Consider the following 15,581-nt stretch of genomic DNA (forward strand, 5'->3'; position numbering starts at 1 on the left):
TCAGGCCCAGGAGGTGCCGGTCAGCCGCTCGTACACCTCGATGTACTTGGCCCGGGTCTGCTCGACCACCTCGGCCGGCAGCTCCGGCGGCGGCTGCTCGCTGTGGCGGTCCCAGCCGGAGGCCGGGGAGACCAGCCAGTCGCGGATCAGCTGCTTGTCGAAGGACGGCTGCGAGCGGCCCGGCTGCCACTCGTCGGCCGGCCAGTAGCGGGAGGAGTCCGGGGTGAGCACCTCGTCGCCGATCACCAACTCGCCGTCCAGCAGGCCGAACTCGAACTTGGTGTCGGCCAGGATGATGCCGCGGTCGCGGGCGATGTCCCGGGCCCGGGCGTAGACGTCCAGCGTGGTGCGGCGCAGCTGGGCGGCCAGCTCGGCGCCGATCCGGCGCGCGGTCTCCTCGTACGGGACGTTCTCGTCGTGCTCGCCGACCTCGGCCTTGAGCGCCGGGGTGTAGATCGGCAGGGGCAGTTCGGAGCTGTTCTCCAGGCCCTCCGGCAGGGCGATGCCGCAGACCGTACGGCTCTCCTCGTACTCGGCCAGGCCGGAGCCGGCCAGGTAGCCGCGGGCGACCGCCTCGACCGGGATCATGTCCAGGCTGCGGCAGATCAGCGTGCGGCCCTTCCAGTCGGCGGGGGCGCCGGCCGGGACCTCGGTGGAGATCACGTGGTTGGGGATGATGTCGGCGATCCGCTCGAACCACCACAGGGACAGCTGGGTGAGGATGCGGCCCTTGTCGGGGATCTCGTTCGGCAGCACCCAGTCGTGGGCGGACATCCGGTCGCTGGCGACCATGACCAGTTCGCCCGACTCGGTGCGGTAGAGATCGCGCACCTTGCCGGTGTGCAGGTGGACCAGGCCGGGCACCTGGACCGGCTCAGGCTTGGTGACAAATCCGCTCAACGTGTCTCAGTCCTCAGGGGTCGTTCGCGGGCGCGAGCCCGCGAAAGGGGAGGTCACTGCCCCGGCAGTCTTTCATGCCCCCTGAGCCCCCGGGCCTGGTGCTAGTTCTTGGCGAGGTGGTCCAGCAGGTTGGCGGTGGCGCGCTGGATGCGCTCGTCGGTGAGGCCGGGGCGGCCGAGCGCGGGCGACCAGGCGAAGGTGCCGGCCGCGAACACGTACGCGCCGCTGGGCGCCCGGTACAGCGAGGTCTCCTGGTAGCGGGTGCGGCCGGCGAGGTCCTGGTACGGCGAGTGCGCGAGCAGCACCCGCTCGGTGTGCTCGGGCAGCGCCACCTTGGGGTAGTACCGGTCGGCCTCGCCGGCGACCAGGCCGGGCAGTTCGTCGCCCTCCTGCAGGCCGGTGCCGTCCCACAGCCAGTGCGCGGTGTGCCGGGCGACCAGCGGGACGGGCGCGGCGACCCGGCCCGAGTACTGGACGCCGAGCACGTGCTGCTCGGGCTCGCCGGCGTCCCGCCACAGCGCGCTGGCCGAACCGGGCACCCCGGCGGCCGGGCTGCCGGGCCCGACCTTCTGCCGTTTGCGGCAGTTGAGCAGCCGGTTGGGTTCGCCGGAGGCGGCGGCGGTCAGCTCGACCCGCCAGTACATGGTGTTGGCGGACAGGAACACCAGCGAGGTGCCGTCGTCCCTGGCCTGCTCGACGGCCCGGCGCATCGGCTCGGACCAGTACTCGTCGTGGCCGGGGAAGATCAGCGCCCGGTGCCGCCCCGGGTCGACCAGGCCCGCGTGCAGGTCGGTGGCGGTGGCGTAGGAGAGGTCGTAGCCGTAGCGCTCGGCCCAGCGGATGAAGTCGTACGCGTGGCCGACGTGCAGCGGCAGCCCGGCGGTGGCGTGCGGGCGGTCGAAGGAGACCGTGACGGCCGCCTCCGGCTCACCGACCAGGCCGCCCCGGCCGTCCCAGGCGTGGTAGAGGCTGGCGCCGCTGCGGCCGTCCTCGGGGAACAGGTTGTAGGCCTGCCAGGTCACGTCCGGGACCACCAAGAGCAGTTCGGCGGCGTGCTCCCGGTCCTCGAAGTCCCTGACCGTGAACGGGATGTGGCTGCGGTGCAGCATGTCCGCGGTGGTCAGCACGGCGACGTACGCGCCGGGCTTCCAGTGCACCGGGATCTGCAGCCGCCAGGAGTGCCACCAGTGGTGGCAGGAGACCGTTCGCTCGACCACCAGCGGGGCCGGCTGGGCCAGCCCGGCGATCAGCGGGCTGGACGTCATGTGGCTGGCGCCGTCGCCGCCGTAGTGGCCGATCCGGAAGACGTCCACGGTGAACTCGCGGGGCGGGTTGACGGTGACCCGGAAGTCCACCGAGCCGCCGGGGCGGATCACCCCGGCCGAGGCGAAGCCCTTGATCTGCTGGTCCACGTCGTTGGCGCTCTGCGGGGTGCCGACCGGCGGCTTGGGCCGGGCGCCGGCCGCCAGCGGCCGCTGGCCGGGCGCGTCCACCGAGACGTACCAGGGGATGGCACCCTCCGCGCCGGCCAGGTACTGGTCCGGGCTGCGCAGCCAGGGCAGCGGACCCTGACCGAAGGGGTCGGAGACGCTGTAAGCGTGCGTTCCGGACTCCCAGCGGCGGTTGGGTTCGGTCTCCACGCGCCCCTCCCAGGTGCACTTCCGCCCGGTTGGCACGTGCCCCCCGGATGTGCGTGCGGACTAATACACCACAGAGTGCAGGCGCTCCGTCACCCTGCGGTCGCAATTCGTGCCGGGAATCTCACGGCCGCCCCGGACCAGGCCTCCGGCCTGCGGAGACGGCCGCCCGCGGAACCGTTCGGGGGCGCGCGCCGGAGCGCCGAGCGCCGCCTGCCGGCTCACAACCGGACGGGTTTCTCCAGGCGGACGTCGGCGGCGTCCAGCCAGGCCCGTAGCGGGCCGTCCTGGCCCTGCTCGACGGCCTGGGCGACCGGCCCGGCCAGATCGGTGCGGCGGATCCCGCCGAGCAGCAGCACCGGGCCGTCCAGCCAGTCCAGGCCGGGTGCGCCCCCCGCGGTGTCGACGGCGGCGCAGCAGACCATCGCGGTGACGTGGTCGACCAGCAGGTCGCGACCGCTACGGGCGGGTTCGAGCAGCGGGGCCGGGGCGGTGGTGCGGGCCAGCTGGGCGGTGAGCGCCGCGGCCAGCCGCTCGCCGTCGCCCTCGGCGAGCCGGCCCAGCAGCCGGGTGAGCGTCGGGGCGCCGGGGCGGGCCTGCGGGGCGAGCCGGTCCAGGGCGGCCTGCAGGACGGCGGCGCGGGCCCTCCAGCCGGCGTCCACCACGTCGGCCGGATAGTCGCCCCACTCCAGCTCGTGCCAGGCTCCGGCGGCCGGACGGCCGAAGAACAGCTCGGCGGCGAGCCGGGAGACCGCCCGGTCGACGGTGCCGGGCTCCTCCAGCAGGTCGCAGGCGGGGCGGTCCCCGAGCCGGTTGCCGTAGCCGTCGGCCAGCCGGTCGCGCCGGGACAGCTCGGTGAGGGCGGCGACCACGCCGGCGTTGAGGTGGGCGGGGTGGCGGCCGAGCCGCCAGGCGGGCAGCGCGACCCGGGTGAGCAGCCGGTCCCAGCCCGCGTAGGCCAGACCGACCTGCTCCTGGGCGGCGATCCGCAGGCCGTAGTCCACCGCTCTGGCCTGTTCGGAGGCCCAGCTCGCGACGGAGCGCTCCAGTTCGGCGGCATGGCCGCGGCAGGCGCCGAGCAGCCGGCGGGTGATCCCGCCGGTGATCCGCTCGGCGAGCGCGGCCAGGCCGCGACGGGGCGGCCGGGGCGGGCTCGCCAGGGTGCCGCCGCCGAGGCCGGGGGCGGCGACCTCGCCGGAGTCCAGGCTGGCGTCCAGGCCGCGCAGGAAGCGACGGGCGGCGGCGATCTCCGGGTCGGCGGAGGCGGCGGCGCCGGCCACCACGGGGGCGAGCAGGGCGCGCAGTTCGCCGGCCCGCATCCACCACAGGAACGGCGAGCCGATCACCAGGACCGGGCCGGGCGGCTCGGGGTGCGGCCGGAACAGGCGGGCCGGCCGCACGGGCGGGACGTCCTCCAGCCAGCTGTCGCAGTCCGGGGTGAGCGCGACGCCGGAGGGCGCGGGCACGTCCAGCCGGTCGGCGAGTTCGTCGATCAGCCGGTACAGCTCGGGGGCCTCCGCGCGTTTCAGCGGGATGGCCGGGGTCTGGGGCGGGACGGCCCCGCGGTAGCCGCGGGCGGTCAGCCCGGCGACCAGGAGGGTCAGCGCGGCCACCGCGCAGACCACCCAGCGGGCGGCGTCCCACCCGGCGGTGTCGGCGGAGCCGGGCTCACCGATCCGCCCGGTGAACCGGCCCGCGAGCAGGACCACCGCGACGGCGGCGGGCATGGCGGCGGCGGCCAGGGCGAGACCTCGGACCCGCAGGACCGCCTGAGCGTGAGCGCGCGCGGTGTCGACTGCGGCCATACGGTGCGGCACCCCCTTCGGAGCCCTCGGGCGCCCGGCGACGGGCCCTGAGCCGACTCGAAACGATCAGTTCCGACCGGGAAGCGGAGGCGTCCGATCCCCGGTAGTGCATGCTGTGTGGCGCTTCTGCCATTTTCGACGCCCGGGCCCGGGTGGGTGTTCCGGATCGCTCCGGTTTCCACTCGTCCCGGTGACACCGCCCGGATTCCGGACGGCCGCGACCGGTCCGGTGCGAAGCACCCGGGCCCGCCCGGCCGGACGCCGTCCAGCATCCCCCCGCGGGAGCGCCGCTACCCGGCGGCGACCCCGGCGCACGGCCACGTCGCACTGCGATCCAGCGCACCATAAGGCCGGGCGCCCGGTTACGTCAGCTGGATGCTGGTGCTGTCACCCGATGGGCTGGATTCCGCCCGCCGAACGGTGCGCCGGCCCCCGGAGCCACTCCCGCCCCGGAAACCCGCAGGGCGCTGCGTCCATGGGGGGAAATCCCACGATGCGCAGCGCCCTGCGGGCGGGTGCCGGGAGTATGCGAACGGCCCCTGGGACAGGCCCTAGGCGGTGGCCGCCTTCAGGGCGATGTCGGTGCGGTGCTGGCCACCCTTGAGGGTGATCCGGTCCACGGCGGCGTACGCGCGGTCGCGCGCCTCGACGAGGTCGGTGCCGGTCGCGGTGACCGACAGGACGCGGCCGCCGGCGCTCAGCACCTGGCCGTCCGCACCGGCCCTGGTGCCGGCGTGCAGGACGAACGCGGTCCCGTCGGCCTCGGCCTCGGCCAGGCCCTCGATCGGGTCGCCGGTGCGCGGCGCGGCCGGGTAACCCTCGGAGGCGACGACCACGGTGACGGCCGCGCCCTCGTCCCAGCGCAGCGGCTCCAGCTGGTCCAGGGTGCCGGTGGCGGCGGCCAGCAGGACGGCGGCCAGCGGGGTGCGCAGCCGGGCCAGCACGACCTGGGTCTCCGGGTCGCCGAAGCGGGCGTTGAACTCGATCACCCGGGTGCCGCGCGAGGTGAGCGCCAGGCCCGCGTACAGCAGGCCGGAGAACTCGGTGCCGCGGCGGCGCAGCTCGTCGACCGTCGGCTGCAGGACGCTCGCCTGGACCTCCTCGACCAGCCCGGCGGGCGCCCACGGCAGCGGCGAGTAGGCGCCCATGCCGCCGGTGTTGGGGCCCTCGTCGCCGTCCAGCGCGCGCTTGAAGTCCTGCGCGGGCTGGAGCGGGACGACGGTGGTGCCGTCGGTGATCGCGAACAGCGAGACCTCGGGGCCGTCCAGGAACTCCTCGATGACCACGCGCTCGCAGGAGGCGGCGTGCGCCAGCGCGGCCGCGCGGTCGGAGGTGACCACCACGCCCTTGCCGGCGGCCAGGCCGTCGTCCTTGACCACGTACGGCGGGCCGAAGGCGTCCAGCGCCTCGGCCGCCTCGGCGGCGGTGGTGCAGACGTAGGACAGGGCGGTGGGCACGGCCGCCGCGGCCATCACGTCCTTGGCGAAGGCCTTCGAGCCTTCCAGCTGGGCAGCTGCCGCGGACGGGCCGAAGACCGGGATGCCGACCGCGCGCACGGCGTCGGAGACGCCCGCGACCAGCGGGGCCTCCGGACCGACGACGACCAGGGCGGCGCCGAGCCGCACGGCCAGGTCGGCGACCTGCGCACCGTTCAGCTGGTCGACCGGGTGGACCGTCGCCACCTGCGCGATCCCGGCGTTGCCCGGGGCACAGTGCAGCTCGGACACGGCGGGATCTTGGGACAGAGAGCGGCACAGGGCGTGTTCGCGGGCGCCGCCGCCGATGACGAGGACCTTCACGGTTGGCAAGGGTAGTCGGTGGCCAGTTCCGGCCGCTCTCCGGTCCCGTCCGATCCTCCAGGAGAAGAGCTCCGTACGCCGACGAAGTCGGAGGAACCTCCAAACCCGCCCCCGGTCGGTGCGCGCCGGGTGGCCGAGTCAGGACGGCGGGTCACCGGGCCCTCGCTCGGACGGGTGAAATCTCGCCGACCCCCGCATCCCTCCCACCTCGGGTTCCGGTGGCCGAATCCGGTAACGATCACCGGGGAAGCGTCCCCATGGTCAGCCATTTGGCGGTAAGAAGTGCTGTTGGACAACCACCGGCAGACGCCGCGTCAGTCGATGGACCGCCAGACCCAGCAGTCCGCCCGCCACAGGGAGCCCCACAGGTGAGCCAGCCGGAAATGCAGCCCGAGGAGAGTGCCTGGGGCAAGGAGATCGGCGAGGAGGACCCACCCGCCGCGACCGTCGCCCACCAGGCGTCCACCCGCCGACGGGCCGATCTGAGCGCCCGCCAGTTCCCGCTCGGGGACTGGGGTGAGCCCGCCGAGCGCCTGGAGGAGCTGTACCGCTGGTCCGAGGAGCGGGCGGTCGAGGCGATCGACTGGTACCGCAAGGACCGGGTCTGGAAGCGCCGCTGGGCGCGCCTGCTGCGGTTCGGCACGGCCGGCTTCGCGGTGGGCGGGGTGACCGCCCCGCTGGTCGACCTGACCGGGGCGGTGTCGCACGGCACCAGCTGGGGCTACGTCGGCCTGGCGCTCGCCGCCGCCTGCTACGGCACCGACCGGGTGTTCGGCCTCACCTCCGGTTGGATGCGCGACGTCAGCACCGCGCAGGCGCTGCAACGCCGCCTGGAGGCCTTCCAGTTCGACTGGGCGTCGGAGTGCGTGCGCGAGGTGCTCGGCCCGACCGAGGGCACTGCGGGCGAGGCCGCCGAGCGTTGCCTCGGCGTGCTGCGCCGGTTCTGCGAGGACGTCTCGGACATGGTCCGGACCGAGACCTCGGAGTGGATGCTGGAGTTCCGCGCGTCCATGACCCAGCTGCCCACCCAGGCCCCGGGGACCTGGGGCGGGCGCAGCGAGACCGGGGTGGGCGCCCAGGTGCGGGTGCTGCCGTCACCGGGCACCCGGCCCACCATGCCGCGCCAGCGGCCGCCGGAGGGGCCGCTGCGGTAGCGGGCGGCCGCGGTAGCGGGTGCCGGAGGGCCGCTGCGGCAACGGGCGGCAGAGGGGCCGCTGAGGGGCCGCTGCCGCGAAGGGGCAGCGGCCTGCTGAGGCTTCAGGCGAAGACGACCATCGAGCCCTGGGTGAGGCTGCGGGTCGCCGCCGCGTACAGGCCGGCCCAGGCGTGCCGCTCGCGGGCGAAGGGGTGCAGGTCGTCCAGCGGCGGCCCGAACGGCTGCTCCAGGCCGGTCGGGCCGAGCGGCCGGGTCGGGTCCGGCGGGTTGAGCGGGTCGATGCCCAGCACCGGGGCGACGGCCTGCAGTTCGCGCAGCAGCCCGTGGCTGGAGCCGAGCGGACCACCGGAGGCGAGCAGCGCGTCGTCCACCAGCGGCGCCGGGAACTCGATCGGCACGTAGGCGCCCGCGTGGTCGAAGTGCCAGACCAGGTGCGACTGTTCGGCGCTGCTCTCGAACATCTCCAGCAGCTGCTCGTAGTCGCCGCCGAGCGAGTCCACCGGCGTGATGTCCAGCCCGGTGAGGCCCAGCAGGTAGGCGCGGCGCAGGAAGTGCAGCGAGTCGTAGTCGAAGGCGGCTATCGGCTCGACCGCACCGCTGATCCCCGGCACGAACTGGTAGACCGGCACCTCGGGCAGCCCGCGCGATGCCAACACGGCGTTGTAGAGGGCGAGATCGTCCCGGAAGGGGTTGTCGGGGCTGTGGCTCAGCACGTCCACGAGCGGGACGAGCCAGAGGTCGCAGGCCATGGCCGGCAGTTCCTCTCCGGGTGGCGGGGTCGCCCGCAGGGCGGGACGACGACGGGGGCGGGGTCGGTACCCGGACGGCCGTTGTGCGGAGCGCCCGGTTCGACGACCGCCCACCCTACCGGCCCGGGGCCGGGTGCGGGTGCGGGTCGGGCCGTCCCTGCGGGGCGTCCGGGGGCGGCTCGGGCAGCCGCCGGCCGAACCGGCTGTACGGCACCGCACGCGGCTGCGGCACCAGGCCGAGGCCCAGTCCGAGTTCGCGGCCGAGCTCCCGGCCGACCTCCTCGCCCGGCCGGCGCCGACCCGACCCGACCCGACCGGCGGCCGCTGTGGCAGCCGCCTGGGCCGCCGTGGGCTGGGCGGAGACGGGCGGGGCAGCGACAGGCTGGGCGGAGCCGGGCGGGGCCGGTGGCGCGGGCTCGTCGTCCACGAGTTCGGTGAGCAGCGCCAGCACCGTCACCGACTCCAGCGGCCGTCCGGCCAGCCCGGCCAACAGCCGGGCGGTGTACAGGTTGTACTCGCAGATGATCCGGTGCGCGCCGGCCAGGTCACCCGCTCCGATGGCGTCGACCAGGTCGAGGTGGCGGTCCCAGCAGACCCCGGCCAGGACGGGCATCTCCCGCAGGTAGGGGGCGGCGAACATCCACGACTGCACCCGCAGCCAGTCCAGGTAGTCGCCGATCCGGCGGTTGCCGATCAGCGCGGCGACCTCCTGCCAGAACCGGCGGTCGCAGCCCACCATCACGTCCAGGTTCCCGGCCCGGGCCGCCCGGACCGCCGCGTCGGCCCGGCGGCGCAGCGAGGGCAACCGGGTGAGGTCCGGCAGCGCCCGGCGGGCGGAGAACTGGCGGTAGTAGCTGTCGGTGACCAGGACCCGGGACTCGAAGATCTCCAGGAAGTCGTCCCAGCCCAGCGCGGGCACGGTGAATCCGCGGTGGTGCTCGGCCCGCAACAGCCCCTGCGAGCCGAGGTCCACCAGCGCCTCGCGGGCCGGGGTCGCCGAGACGCCGTACAGCTCGGCGATCTCCTTGACGGTGAAGTTGCGACCGGCCGCCAACCGGCCGGCCATCATCTCCTCGCGCAGTGCGCCGGCGATCTGCGCGCGCAGGCTGTTGCGCTGGATGACGGGGCGGGTGTCGCCTGCGCCGTTGCCGGACATGCGCGCGGCCTCCTCGGGCGGGCCGACCAGGCCGACCCTCGGTGGACCGGCCATCGAGCGGCGGGGAACACGACGAGTGCTCATCTTCTCAAACCCGCCCCGAGAGGGTACAAACCAACCCCCCGGCCGGCCCCGCCCGGGGTCAGCGCTGGACCGGCGCCGGGATCCCCAGCAGGCGGTCCCGCAGCACCGGGAACTCCTCGCGGGCCTTGGCCACCTCGGCCGGGTCGAACTCGACGGTCAGTACCTGCTCCTCCGTACCGGCCTCGGCCAGCACCCGGCCCCACGGGTCCACCACGATGCTGTGCCCGGCCTGCTCGACCCCGGCGTGCGTCCCCGCGGTGTTGCAGGCCAGCACGAACGCCTGCTCCTCCACCGCGCGCGCCCGGGCCAGCAGCGTCCAGTGCTCGCGCCGCCGGGCCGGCCAGGCCGCCGGGACCACCAGCAGCTGCGCGCCGGCGTCCAGCAGCGCCCGGAACAGCTCCGGGAAGCGCAGGTCGTAGCAGGTGGCCAGGCCCAGGGTGGCGAACTCGGTGGGCGCGGTGACGATCTCCTGCCCGGCACCCATCACCACCGCCTCGCCGCTGTCGAAACCGAAGCGGTGGATCTTGCGGTAGGTGTGCACCAGCTCGCCGTCCGGCGCGAACAGCAGCGAGGTGTTGTAGATCGGCCCGTCCGGATCGCGTTCGACGATCGAACCGGCGTGCAGCCAGACCCCGGCCGCCCGGGCGGCGGCCGCCATCGCGTCCGAGGTGGGCCCGTCCAGCGTCTCGGCGCCGTCCGACCACAGGTCGTACGCGAAGCCGCCGAGCGGCCACAGCTCCGGCAGGACCACCAGGTCCGCACCCTGCTGCGCCCGGACCAGGGCGGCGGCCCGGGCCCGCCGCTCCGCGGGCGGCTCGGCGTCGGATACCGCGAGTTGGATCAATGAAGCGCGCACAGTACCACCGTCCACGGCAAGAGACCTACGATCGTCACCCGAAAGCGCTGCCCAGCTGTCTCCCGGCAGCGTAACGTGCGGTTAGCGTGTGCGCCCGGAAGCCGGACCAACCCGGCCGACCGGGGAGGCCGGGCGCAGAGGGCAAGGAAGCTGACGGAAGGCCGGAAATTCCCGTGACGGACAACCAGACCGTGCAGGCTTACACGGAGGCGTGGACCCAGAGCATCGAGTCCATATCGGAGCTGGTCGCCCCCCTCCCCGAGGGCTCCTGGAACCGGGCCACCGAATGCTCCGGCTGGTCGGTCCGGGACGTCGTCTCGCACGTCATCGCGGTCGAGTCCGAGCTGCTCGGCGACCCCCGCCCGATCCACTCGCTGCCGCGTGACCTTCGCCACGTGACCACCGAGTTCGCCCGCTACATCGAGCTGCCGGTCGACAAGCGCCGCTGCCACACCGCGCTGGAGATGACCAGCGAGCTGGAGTACACGATCATCCGCCGCTCCCGGGCACTGCGGAATGCCAAGCAGACGCCCGAGGAGCCGGTGCGCTGGCCGGCCGGCCCGCACAGCCGCGACGTGCCGTACCACGAGCTGCTGCGCCTGCGGGCCTTCGACGTCTGGGTGCACGAGCAGGACCTGCGCCGGGCCCTGGACACCCCCGGCAACCTGGACGCCCCGGCCGCCCTGATCACCCGGGACGTGCTGCTGGGACTGCTGCCCAAGGCCGTCGCCCACCAGGCCGGCGCCCCGGCCGGAACGGCCCTGGTGCTGGACGTCACCGGCCCGGTGGAGTTCCTGCGCACCGTCCGGGTCGACGCGGCCGGCCGTGGCACCGTCGACGAGTCGATCAGCCTGGCCCCGGACGTCCAGCTCACCATGGACTGGGAGACCTACCTCCGGCTCGCCTGCGGCCGCGGTCGCCCCGGACCGGTGACCGTCGAGGGCGACAAGGAACTGGCCGACCGGGTCCTGGCCGCCTTCACCGTCACCGTCTGACCCCCGCCGCATCCGACCCCTCCGCATGATCGCCGGGGAGCCGTGGTCCGTCACGGCGGACGTGTGCGCGGTGCCCGGCAGGTTGAACCCGAGCCGGGTGCGCCACGTCGTCGACGCGGCCCGCCCGCGGGTCGTCGACTCGCGCTCGATCAACCTCGCTTTCGGGCTGGTTGATCACGTTTCCACCGGTCGGAAGCCCTACGCCGCCGCCGCAACCTTCCGCCGGAGCCGCAGGATCATCACCGTGCCGACCACCAGCGGGGCGTACTGCCAGCAGAACGCCCAGCGGAAGGCGTCGGCCGAGTACTCCCCGGCGCCGGCCGGCGAGAGCCCGTCCAGCAGCACGCCGATGCCGAACAGCGTGATCATCGTCCCGATGAAGCCGCCCATGTTGACGATCCCGGAGGCGGTGCCGAGGCGCTCCACCGGATTGCGCGCCCGGGCGTAGTCCAGGCCGACCAGTGAGGCCGGGCCGTTGCTGCCCATCACCACGATGATCCCGGCCAGCAGCCAGCTCGGCGGGTGCCCACCGGGCCAGGCCAGCACCAGCGCCCAGCCGAGCCCGGTGGCCGTGATGACGGTGAGCACGATCGGCATCCGGGCCCGCGCCGAGACCGAGAGCACCCGGCCGAACAGGAAGCCGAAGGCCATGTTGCTGAGCACCAGCAGGGTCAGCAGCCCGCCGGCCTCGGCGCGGGACATGCCCTGCGCCTCCACCAGGTAGGGCAGGCCCCAGAGCAGGCCGAAGGCGTTGCCGGGGAACTGGGTGGTGAAGTGCACCCAGAGGCCGAGCCGGGTACCCGGCTCGCGCCAGCAGGCGCGGACCTGCCGCCCGACCTTCGGCCGCGCCGCGGACGGCTGCTCCGGCGGCCGGGCGGCCGGCGCCGCCGGGGCCTCCTTCAGGAAGAGCGCGACCAGCGCGAAGACCGCGACGCCGAGCAGCGCGATCGCGGTGAAGGTGGGCGTCCAGCCCTCGTGGTGCAGGGCCTGGGCGAGCACCACGGTGGTGACCAGGTTGCCGCCCATCCCGGCCAGGCCGGTCAGCTGGGCCACGAACGGGTTCCGGGCGGCCGGGAACCACCGGGCAGCGATCCGCAGCACGCTGATGAAGGTCATCGCGTCGCCGCAGCCGAGCACCGCCCGGGAGGCCAGCGCGGGGGCGAAGGAGGAACTGAAGGCGAAGGCCAGCTGGCCGGCACTCAGCAGGACGATGCCGAACAGCAGCACCCGGCGCGGCCCGAACCGGTCGACCAGCAGGCCGACCGGTATCTGCATGGCCGCGTAGACCAGCACCTGGAGGATCGAGAAGGTGGAGAGCGCGGAGGCGCCGATGCCGAAGCGGTCGGCGGCGTCCAGTCCGGCCACACCGAGGCTGGTGCGGTGGATCACCGCGAGGATGTAGACGCTGACGCCGATGGACCAGGCCAGCCAGGCCGCGCGCCCGCCGGGCGGGGAGGGGGCGGGGACGGCCGGGGGCTCGGCCGCGGTTCGGGGAGTGGAGACGGACAGGGGCGCGGCTGAACGGGCGGGCTCCACGGTCATAGTGCGACCAGATTAGTCATCCCATGATGGGAGGCCTGGCACGGGGTGCGGTCGATCGGGCACGAACCCGGCCTCAGCCGGTCACCGTCCAGGACACCGACCGGGTCATGTAGCGGTCCCGGAAGGCCTCGTCCCGTACCCAGTCGGTGGTGTCCCGGACGGTCGCGGTCACGGTGGCCGTCCGCCCCGGGGCCAGGTTCAGCTGGGCGGTGTCCAGCGCACCGCCGCCGGCCTGCGGCACCACCGGGACGCCGTCCACCGTCCACTGCACCTGCAACTGGCGCGAGCCGGCCAGCGGCAGCGGCCGGACCTGCAGCCGGGGGCGCCCGGCCACCTCGCCGGGCGGCGGCGTCGGGGCGTCGGTCGGCCGGACCCTGCGGTACAGCTCCTCGATGATCGCCTCGCGCGACGGCAGGTTGTACGCGCTGCCCAGGGTGCGCATCACCGAGTCGGGGGTGGGCCGGTAGAGGCCGTTGGCGCTGCGGTAGGCGCCGACCGTCCCGGCGCCGTCCGGGGACTCCACGCCCAGCCAGCGCCACCACTTGGTCTGCTTCTTGCGCATGTCGTCGGCGCCGAGGGTGGAGAGGTTCGGGTACTCGGCGTCGTCCGGGGCGCTGTCGTACTCGTCGCCGAGGTCCCCCACGGTGTGCCCGATCTCGTGCTGGATGATCCGCCCGGCGTCCGGGCTGCCGCCGGCCAGGGTGGTCACCCCGGTTCCGCCGGCGCCGCCGTACTCGCTGGAGTTGGCCAGCGCGATCAGGTACTGCGGCCCGGAGCCGTCCCCCGCGTACCGGGCGGTGGCGGCCTCGTCGGCGCAGAGCAGCCGGGCGGTGCCCTCACACCAGAAGTGCATGCCGAGCGGGGTGGCGGGATTGCGGCCCCGGCTCTCGGTCTCGGCTATCCCGGAGACCGGGGAGACCACCTCGACCCGCCGTATGTTGAAGTACCCCTGGTAGGTGCGGAACGGCTCGATGTCCATCAGCGCGCGCCAGGCCCGGTCCGCCTGCTGCCGGAACAGGTCCTGTTCGGCACCCGTGTAGCCGTCGCCGAGCAGGACCAGGGTGATCCGGTTGGCCGGGTCACCGGTGCGCCGTATGTCGACGGTCGGGGCGGCCGCGGCCGGCCGGTGGTCGGCGCGCTGGACTGCGTGCGGCGGCACCGCCCGGTCCGCGGGGGCGCCCGGCCCGATCGCGCCGAACGGCGAGGGGCCGACCAGCTCCAGGGCGGAGGGGAGTACGGCGGTGGACACCAGCACGAGCGCGGCCAGACTCCGGACGAGACGGCCAGGGTTGCCAGGCGGCATACGGGTGCGTCCTCGGGGCTCCGGTCACCCGGCGTCGCCCGGGTGGTGGAGCGGAGACGTACCCGTACGGGTGTGTCGTCCCTACCACTCCCCGAAAAAGTCACCGACCTGGCCGAATGACTCACCCCACACCAGTCATTCCAACGACTGGAACAAGCATCAGAGCAACCGTCCGGACAGCGACCGGGGAACGCCCTTGCCCCGTCAGCGCTTGCGGAGGTTCAGCACCAGATGGGTGCCGAGCCCGAACAGCAGGCCCCAGAAGGCCGAGCCGATCCCGAACAGGCTCATCCCCGAGGCGCTCGCCAGGAAGGTCACCACCGCCGCGTCCCGCCCCTTCTCGTCCGCCACCGCCGCCGCCAGGCTGCCCTGCAGCGAGGCCAGCAGGGCGACCCCGGCGATCACCGCGATCAGCTCCTTCGGCAGGCCGGTGAACAGGCTCACCAGCACCCCGCCGAAGCTGCCCACCAGCACGTACAGCGCGCCCGAGGACATCCCCGCGACGTAGCGGCGGCGCGGGTCGGGGTGGCTCTCCGGGCCGGAGCAGATCGCCGCCGTGATCGCCGCCAGGTTCACCCCCGGCGAGCCGAACGGCGCCAGCAGCAGCGACATCACGCCGGTCGACCCGATCAGCAGCCGGTCGTCCGTCCGGTAGCCGAAGGCCCGCATCACCCCGAGGCCCGGCGCGTTCTGCGAGGCCAGCACCACGATCGTGAGCGGCAGCGCCAGCCCCACCATGGCCGCCCAGGAGAACGCCGGCACGGTGAACACGGGCCGGGTCGGCCCGCTCGATCCCAGGTGCAGCGGCAGTCCGACGGTCAGCGCCGCCAGCACCCCGCCCGCCAGCAGCGCCACCGGCACGGCGTACCGCGGCGCCAGCCGCTTGGCCAGCAGGAACGCCGCGAAGCTGCCCACCACCAGCACCGGCGCGCTGTGCACGGCGCCGAAGATCCCGGCGCCGAAGGAGAACAGGATGCCCGCCAGCATCGCGTTGACGATCCCGGCCGGCACCGCCGCGATCAGCCGGCCGAACCAGCCGGTCACCCCGAACAGCGTCACCACCACGGCGCTCACCAGGAACGCCCCGACCGCCTCCCGGTACGGGTACGCGCCCAGGCTGGTCACCAGCAGCGCGGCCCCCGGGGTGGACCAGGCGGTGATCACCGGGGTCCTGGTCCACCAGCTCAGCGCGAAGCCGCTCAGCCCGCTGCCGATGGACACCGCCCAGATCCAGGACGCCGTGTGCGCCGCGTCCAGCCGCCCGGCGGCCGCCGCCGCGAGCACCACCACCAGCGGCCCCGAGAACGACACCGCGATGCAGACCAGCCCCGCCAGCAGCGCCGGCCCCGACACGTCCCGCCGCAGCGACCGACGCTCCCCGCCCCCGTCCGACCCCGTCTCCGGTCGGACTGTCAGCTCCTCAGTCATTCCGGAAGTATCCCGAACGCCGCGTCCAAGGCTCCCGAAAAAACTTTTGAACCCACCTGCAACCACCGCCGGGGATGCGCGTCTATACGGATGAAGGCACGGAGAGCGAGACCGGCGAGACCGGGGGGCGCTCCCACTCGACACCGAGCGGGCCCGGTCGTCTTCACCCAC

The 15,581-nt window shown here is 74.2% G+C and carries 12 protein-coding genes; 2 read left to right on the plus strand and 10 right to left on the minus strand.

Annotation, left to right across the window (positions count from 1 at the left end; genetic code table 11):
- The 4 genes from P3T27_RS01520 to purD form a co-directional block, all read right to left on the minus strand.
- Positions 1-900 carry a phosphoribosylaminoimidazolesuccinocarboxamide synthase gene (locus tag P3T27_RS01520; protein ID WP_280673793.1) on the minus strand — a complete coding sequence of 300 codons (900 nt, stop codon included), beginning with the start codon at positions 898-900 and terminating at the stop codon, positions 1-3.
- A 101-nt stretch (positions 901-1,001) separates the two neighbouring features.
- Positions 1,002-2,540: a N,N-dimethylformamidase beta subunit family domain-containing protein gene (locus P3T27_RS01525; RefSeq protein ID WP_280673795.1), complete on the minus strand. Its 1,539-nt coding sequence runs from the start codon at positions 2,538-2,540 to the stop codon at positions 1,002-1,004.
- A 218-nt stretch (positions 2,541-2,758) separates the two neighbouring features.
- Positions 2,759-4,342, minus strand: coding sequence for a hypothetical protein (locus P3T27_RS01530; protein WP_280673797.1), 1,584 nt, complete (start codon positions 4,340-4,342; stop codon positions 2,759-2,761).
- A 551-nt stretch (positions 4,343-4,893) separates the two neighbouring features.
- Positions 4,894-6,141 carry a phosphoribosylamine--glycine ligase gene (purD, locus tag P3T27_RS01535; RefSeq protein WP_280673799.1) on the minus strand — a complete coding sequence of 416 codons (1,248 nt, stop codon included), beginning with the start codon at positions 6,139-6,141 and terminating at the stop codon, positions 4,894-4,896.
- 368 nt (positions 6,142-6,509) lie between these two features.
- Between purD and P3T27_RS01540 the strand changes: the two genes are divergently transcribed.
- Positions 6,510-7,295 (plus strand): SLATT domain-containing protein, encoded by a 786-nt coding sequence (locus P3T27_RS01540; protein ID WP_280673801.1) that lies wholly within the window; start codon positions 6,510-6,512, stop codon positions 7,293-7,295.
- Positions 7,296-7,398: 103 nt separating this feature from the next.
- Here the strand turns inward: P3T27_RS01540 and P3T27_RS01545 are convergent, their stop codons facing one another.
- The 3 genes from P3T27_RS01545 to P3T27_RS01555 form a co-directional block, all read right to left on the minus strand.
- Positions 7,399-8,046 carry a hypothetical protein gene (locus P3T27_RS01545; RefSeq protein ID WP_280673803.1) on the minus strand — a complete coding sequence of 216 codons (648 nt, stop codon included), beginning with the start codon at positions 8,044-8,046 and terminating at the stop codon, positions 7,399-7,401.
- A gap of 115 nt (positions 8,047-8,161) precedes the next feature.
- Positions 8,162-9,286, minus strand: a complete 1,125-nt coding sequence (locus P3T27_RS40965; RefSeq protein ID WP_348534043.1) for a GntR family transcriptional regulator — start codon at positions 9,284-9,286, stop codon at positions 8,162-8,164.
- 58 nt (positions 9,287-9,344) lie between these two features.
- Complete coding sequence (locus tag P3T27_RS01555; RefSeq protein WP_280673805.1) at positions 9,345-10,142, minus strand: carbon-nitrogen family hydrolase; 798 nt, start codon at positions 10,140-10,142, stop codon at positions 9,345-9,347.
- A 173-nt stretch (positions 10,143-10,315) separates the two neighbouring features.
- Between P3T27_RS01555 and P3T27_RS01560 the strand changes: the two genes are divergently transcribed.
- The gene (locus P3T27_RS01560) at positions 10,316-11,137 is read left to right on the plus strand and encodes a maleylpyruvate isomerase family mycothiol-dependent enzyme (protein ID WP_280673807.1); all 822 of its coding nucleotides are present in this window, start codon (positions 10,316-10,318) and stop codon (positions 11,135-11,137) included.
- A gap of 198 nt (positions 11,138-11,335) precedes the next feature.
- Here P3T27_RS01560 and P3T27_RS01565 read toward each other — a convergent pair whose 3' ends face one another.
- The 3 genes from P3T27_RS01565 to P3T27_RS01575 form a co-directional block, all read right to left on the minus strand.
- On the minus strand, positions 11,336-12,679 hold the full coding sequence (locus P3T27_RS01565) for an MFS transporter (RefSeq protein WP_280673809.1): 1,344 nt from the start codon (positions 12,677-12,679) through the stop codon (positions 11,336-11,338).
- Positions 12,680-12,752: 73 nt separating this feature from the next.
- Positions 12,753-13,982 carry a M64 family metallopeptidase gene (locus P3T27_RS01570; protein WP_280673811.1) on the minus strand — a complete coding sequence of 410 codons (1,230 nt, stop codon included), beginning with the start codon at positions 13,980-13,982 and terminating at the stop codon, positions 12,753-12,755.
- A 204-nt stretch (positions 13,983-14,186) separates the two neighbouring features.
- On the minus strand, positions 14,187-15,410 hold the full coding sequence (locus P3T27_RS01575) for a benzoate/H(+) symporter BenE family transporter (protein WP_280673813.1): 1,224 nt from the start codon (positions 15,408-15,410) through the stop codon (positions 14,187-14,189).
- Between the last annotated feature and the right edge of the window lie 171 nt (positions 15,411-15,581).

The organism is Kitasatospora sp. MAA19 (genome assembly GCF_029894125.1).
Lineage (GTDB): Bacteria > Actinomycetota > Actinomycetes > Streptomycetales > Streptomycetaceae > Kitasatospora.

Excerpts from the sequence above, each read along its gene's own strand:
- P3T27_RS01530 (WP_280673797.1), bottom strand. The coding sequence starts at position 4,342 with ATGGCCGCAGTCGACACCGCGCGCGCTCACGCTCAGGCGGTCCTGCGG.
- P3T27_RS01570 (WP_280673811.1), bottom strand. The coding sequence starts at position 13,982 with ATGCCGCCTGGCAACCCTGGCCGTCTCGTCCGGAGTCTGGCCGCGCTC.
- P3T27_RS01545 (WP_280673803.1), bottom strand. The coding sequence starts at position 8,046 with ATGGCCTGCGACCTCTGGCTCGTCCCGCTCGTGGACGTGCTGAGCCAC.
- P3T27_RS40965 (WP_348534043.1), bottom strand. The coding sequence starts at position 9,286 with ATGAGCACTCGTCGTGTTCCCCGCCGCTCGATGGCCGGTCCACCGAGG.
- P3T27_RS01575 (WP_280673813.1), bottom strand. The coding sequence starts at position 15,410 with ATGACTGAGGAGCTGACAGTCCGACCGGAGACGGGGTCGGACGGGGGC.
- P3T27_RS01565 (WP_280673809.1), bottom strand. The coding sequence starts at position 12,679 with ATGACCGTGGAGCCCGCCCGTTCAGCCGCGCCCCTGTCCGTCTCCACT.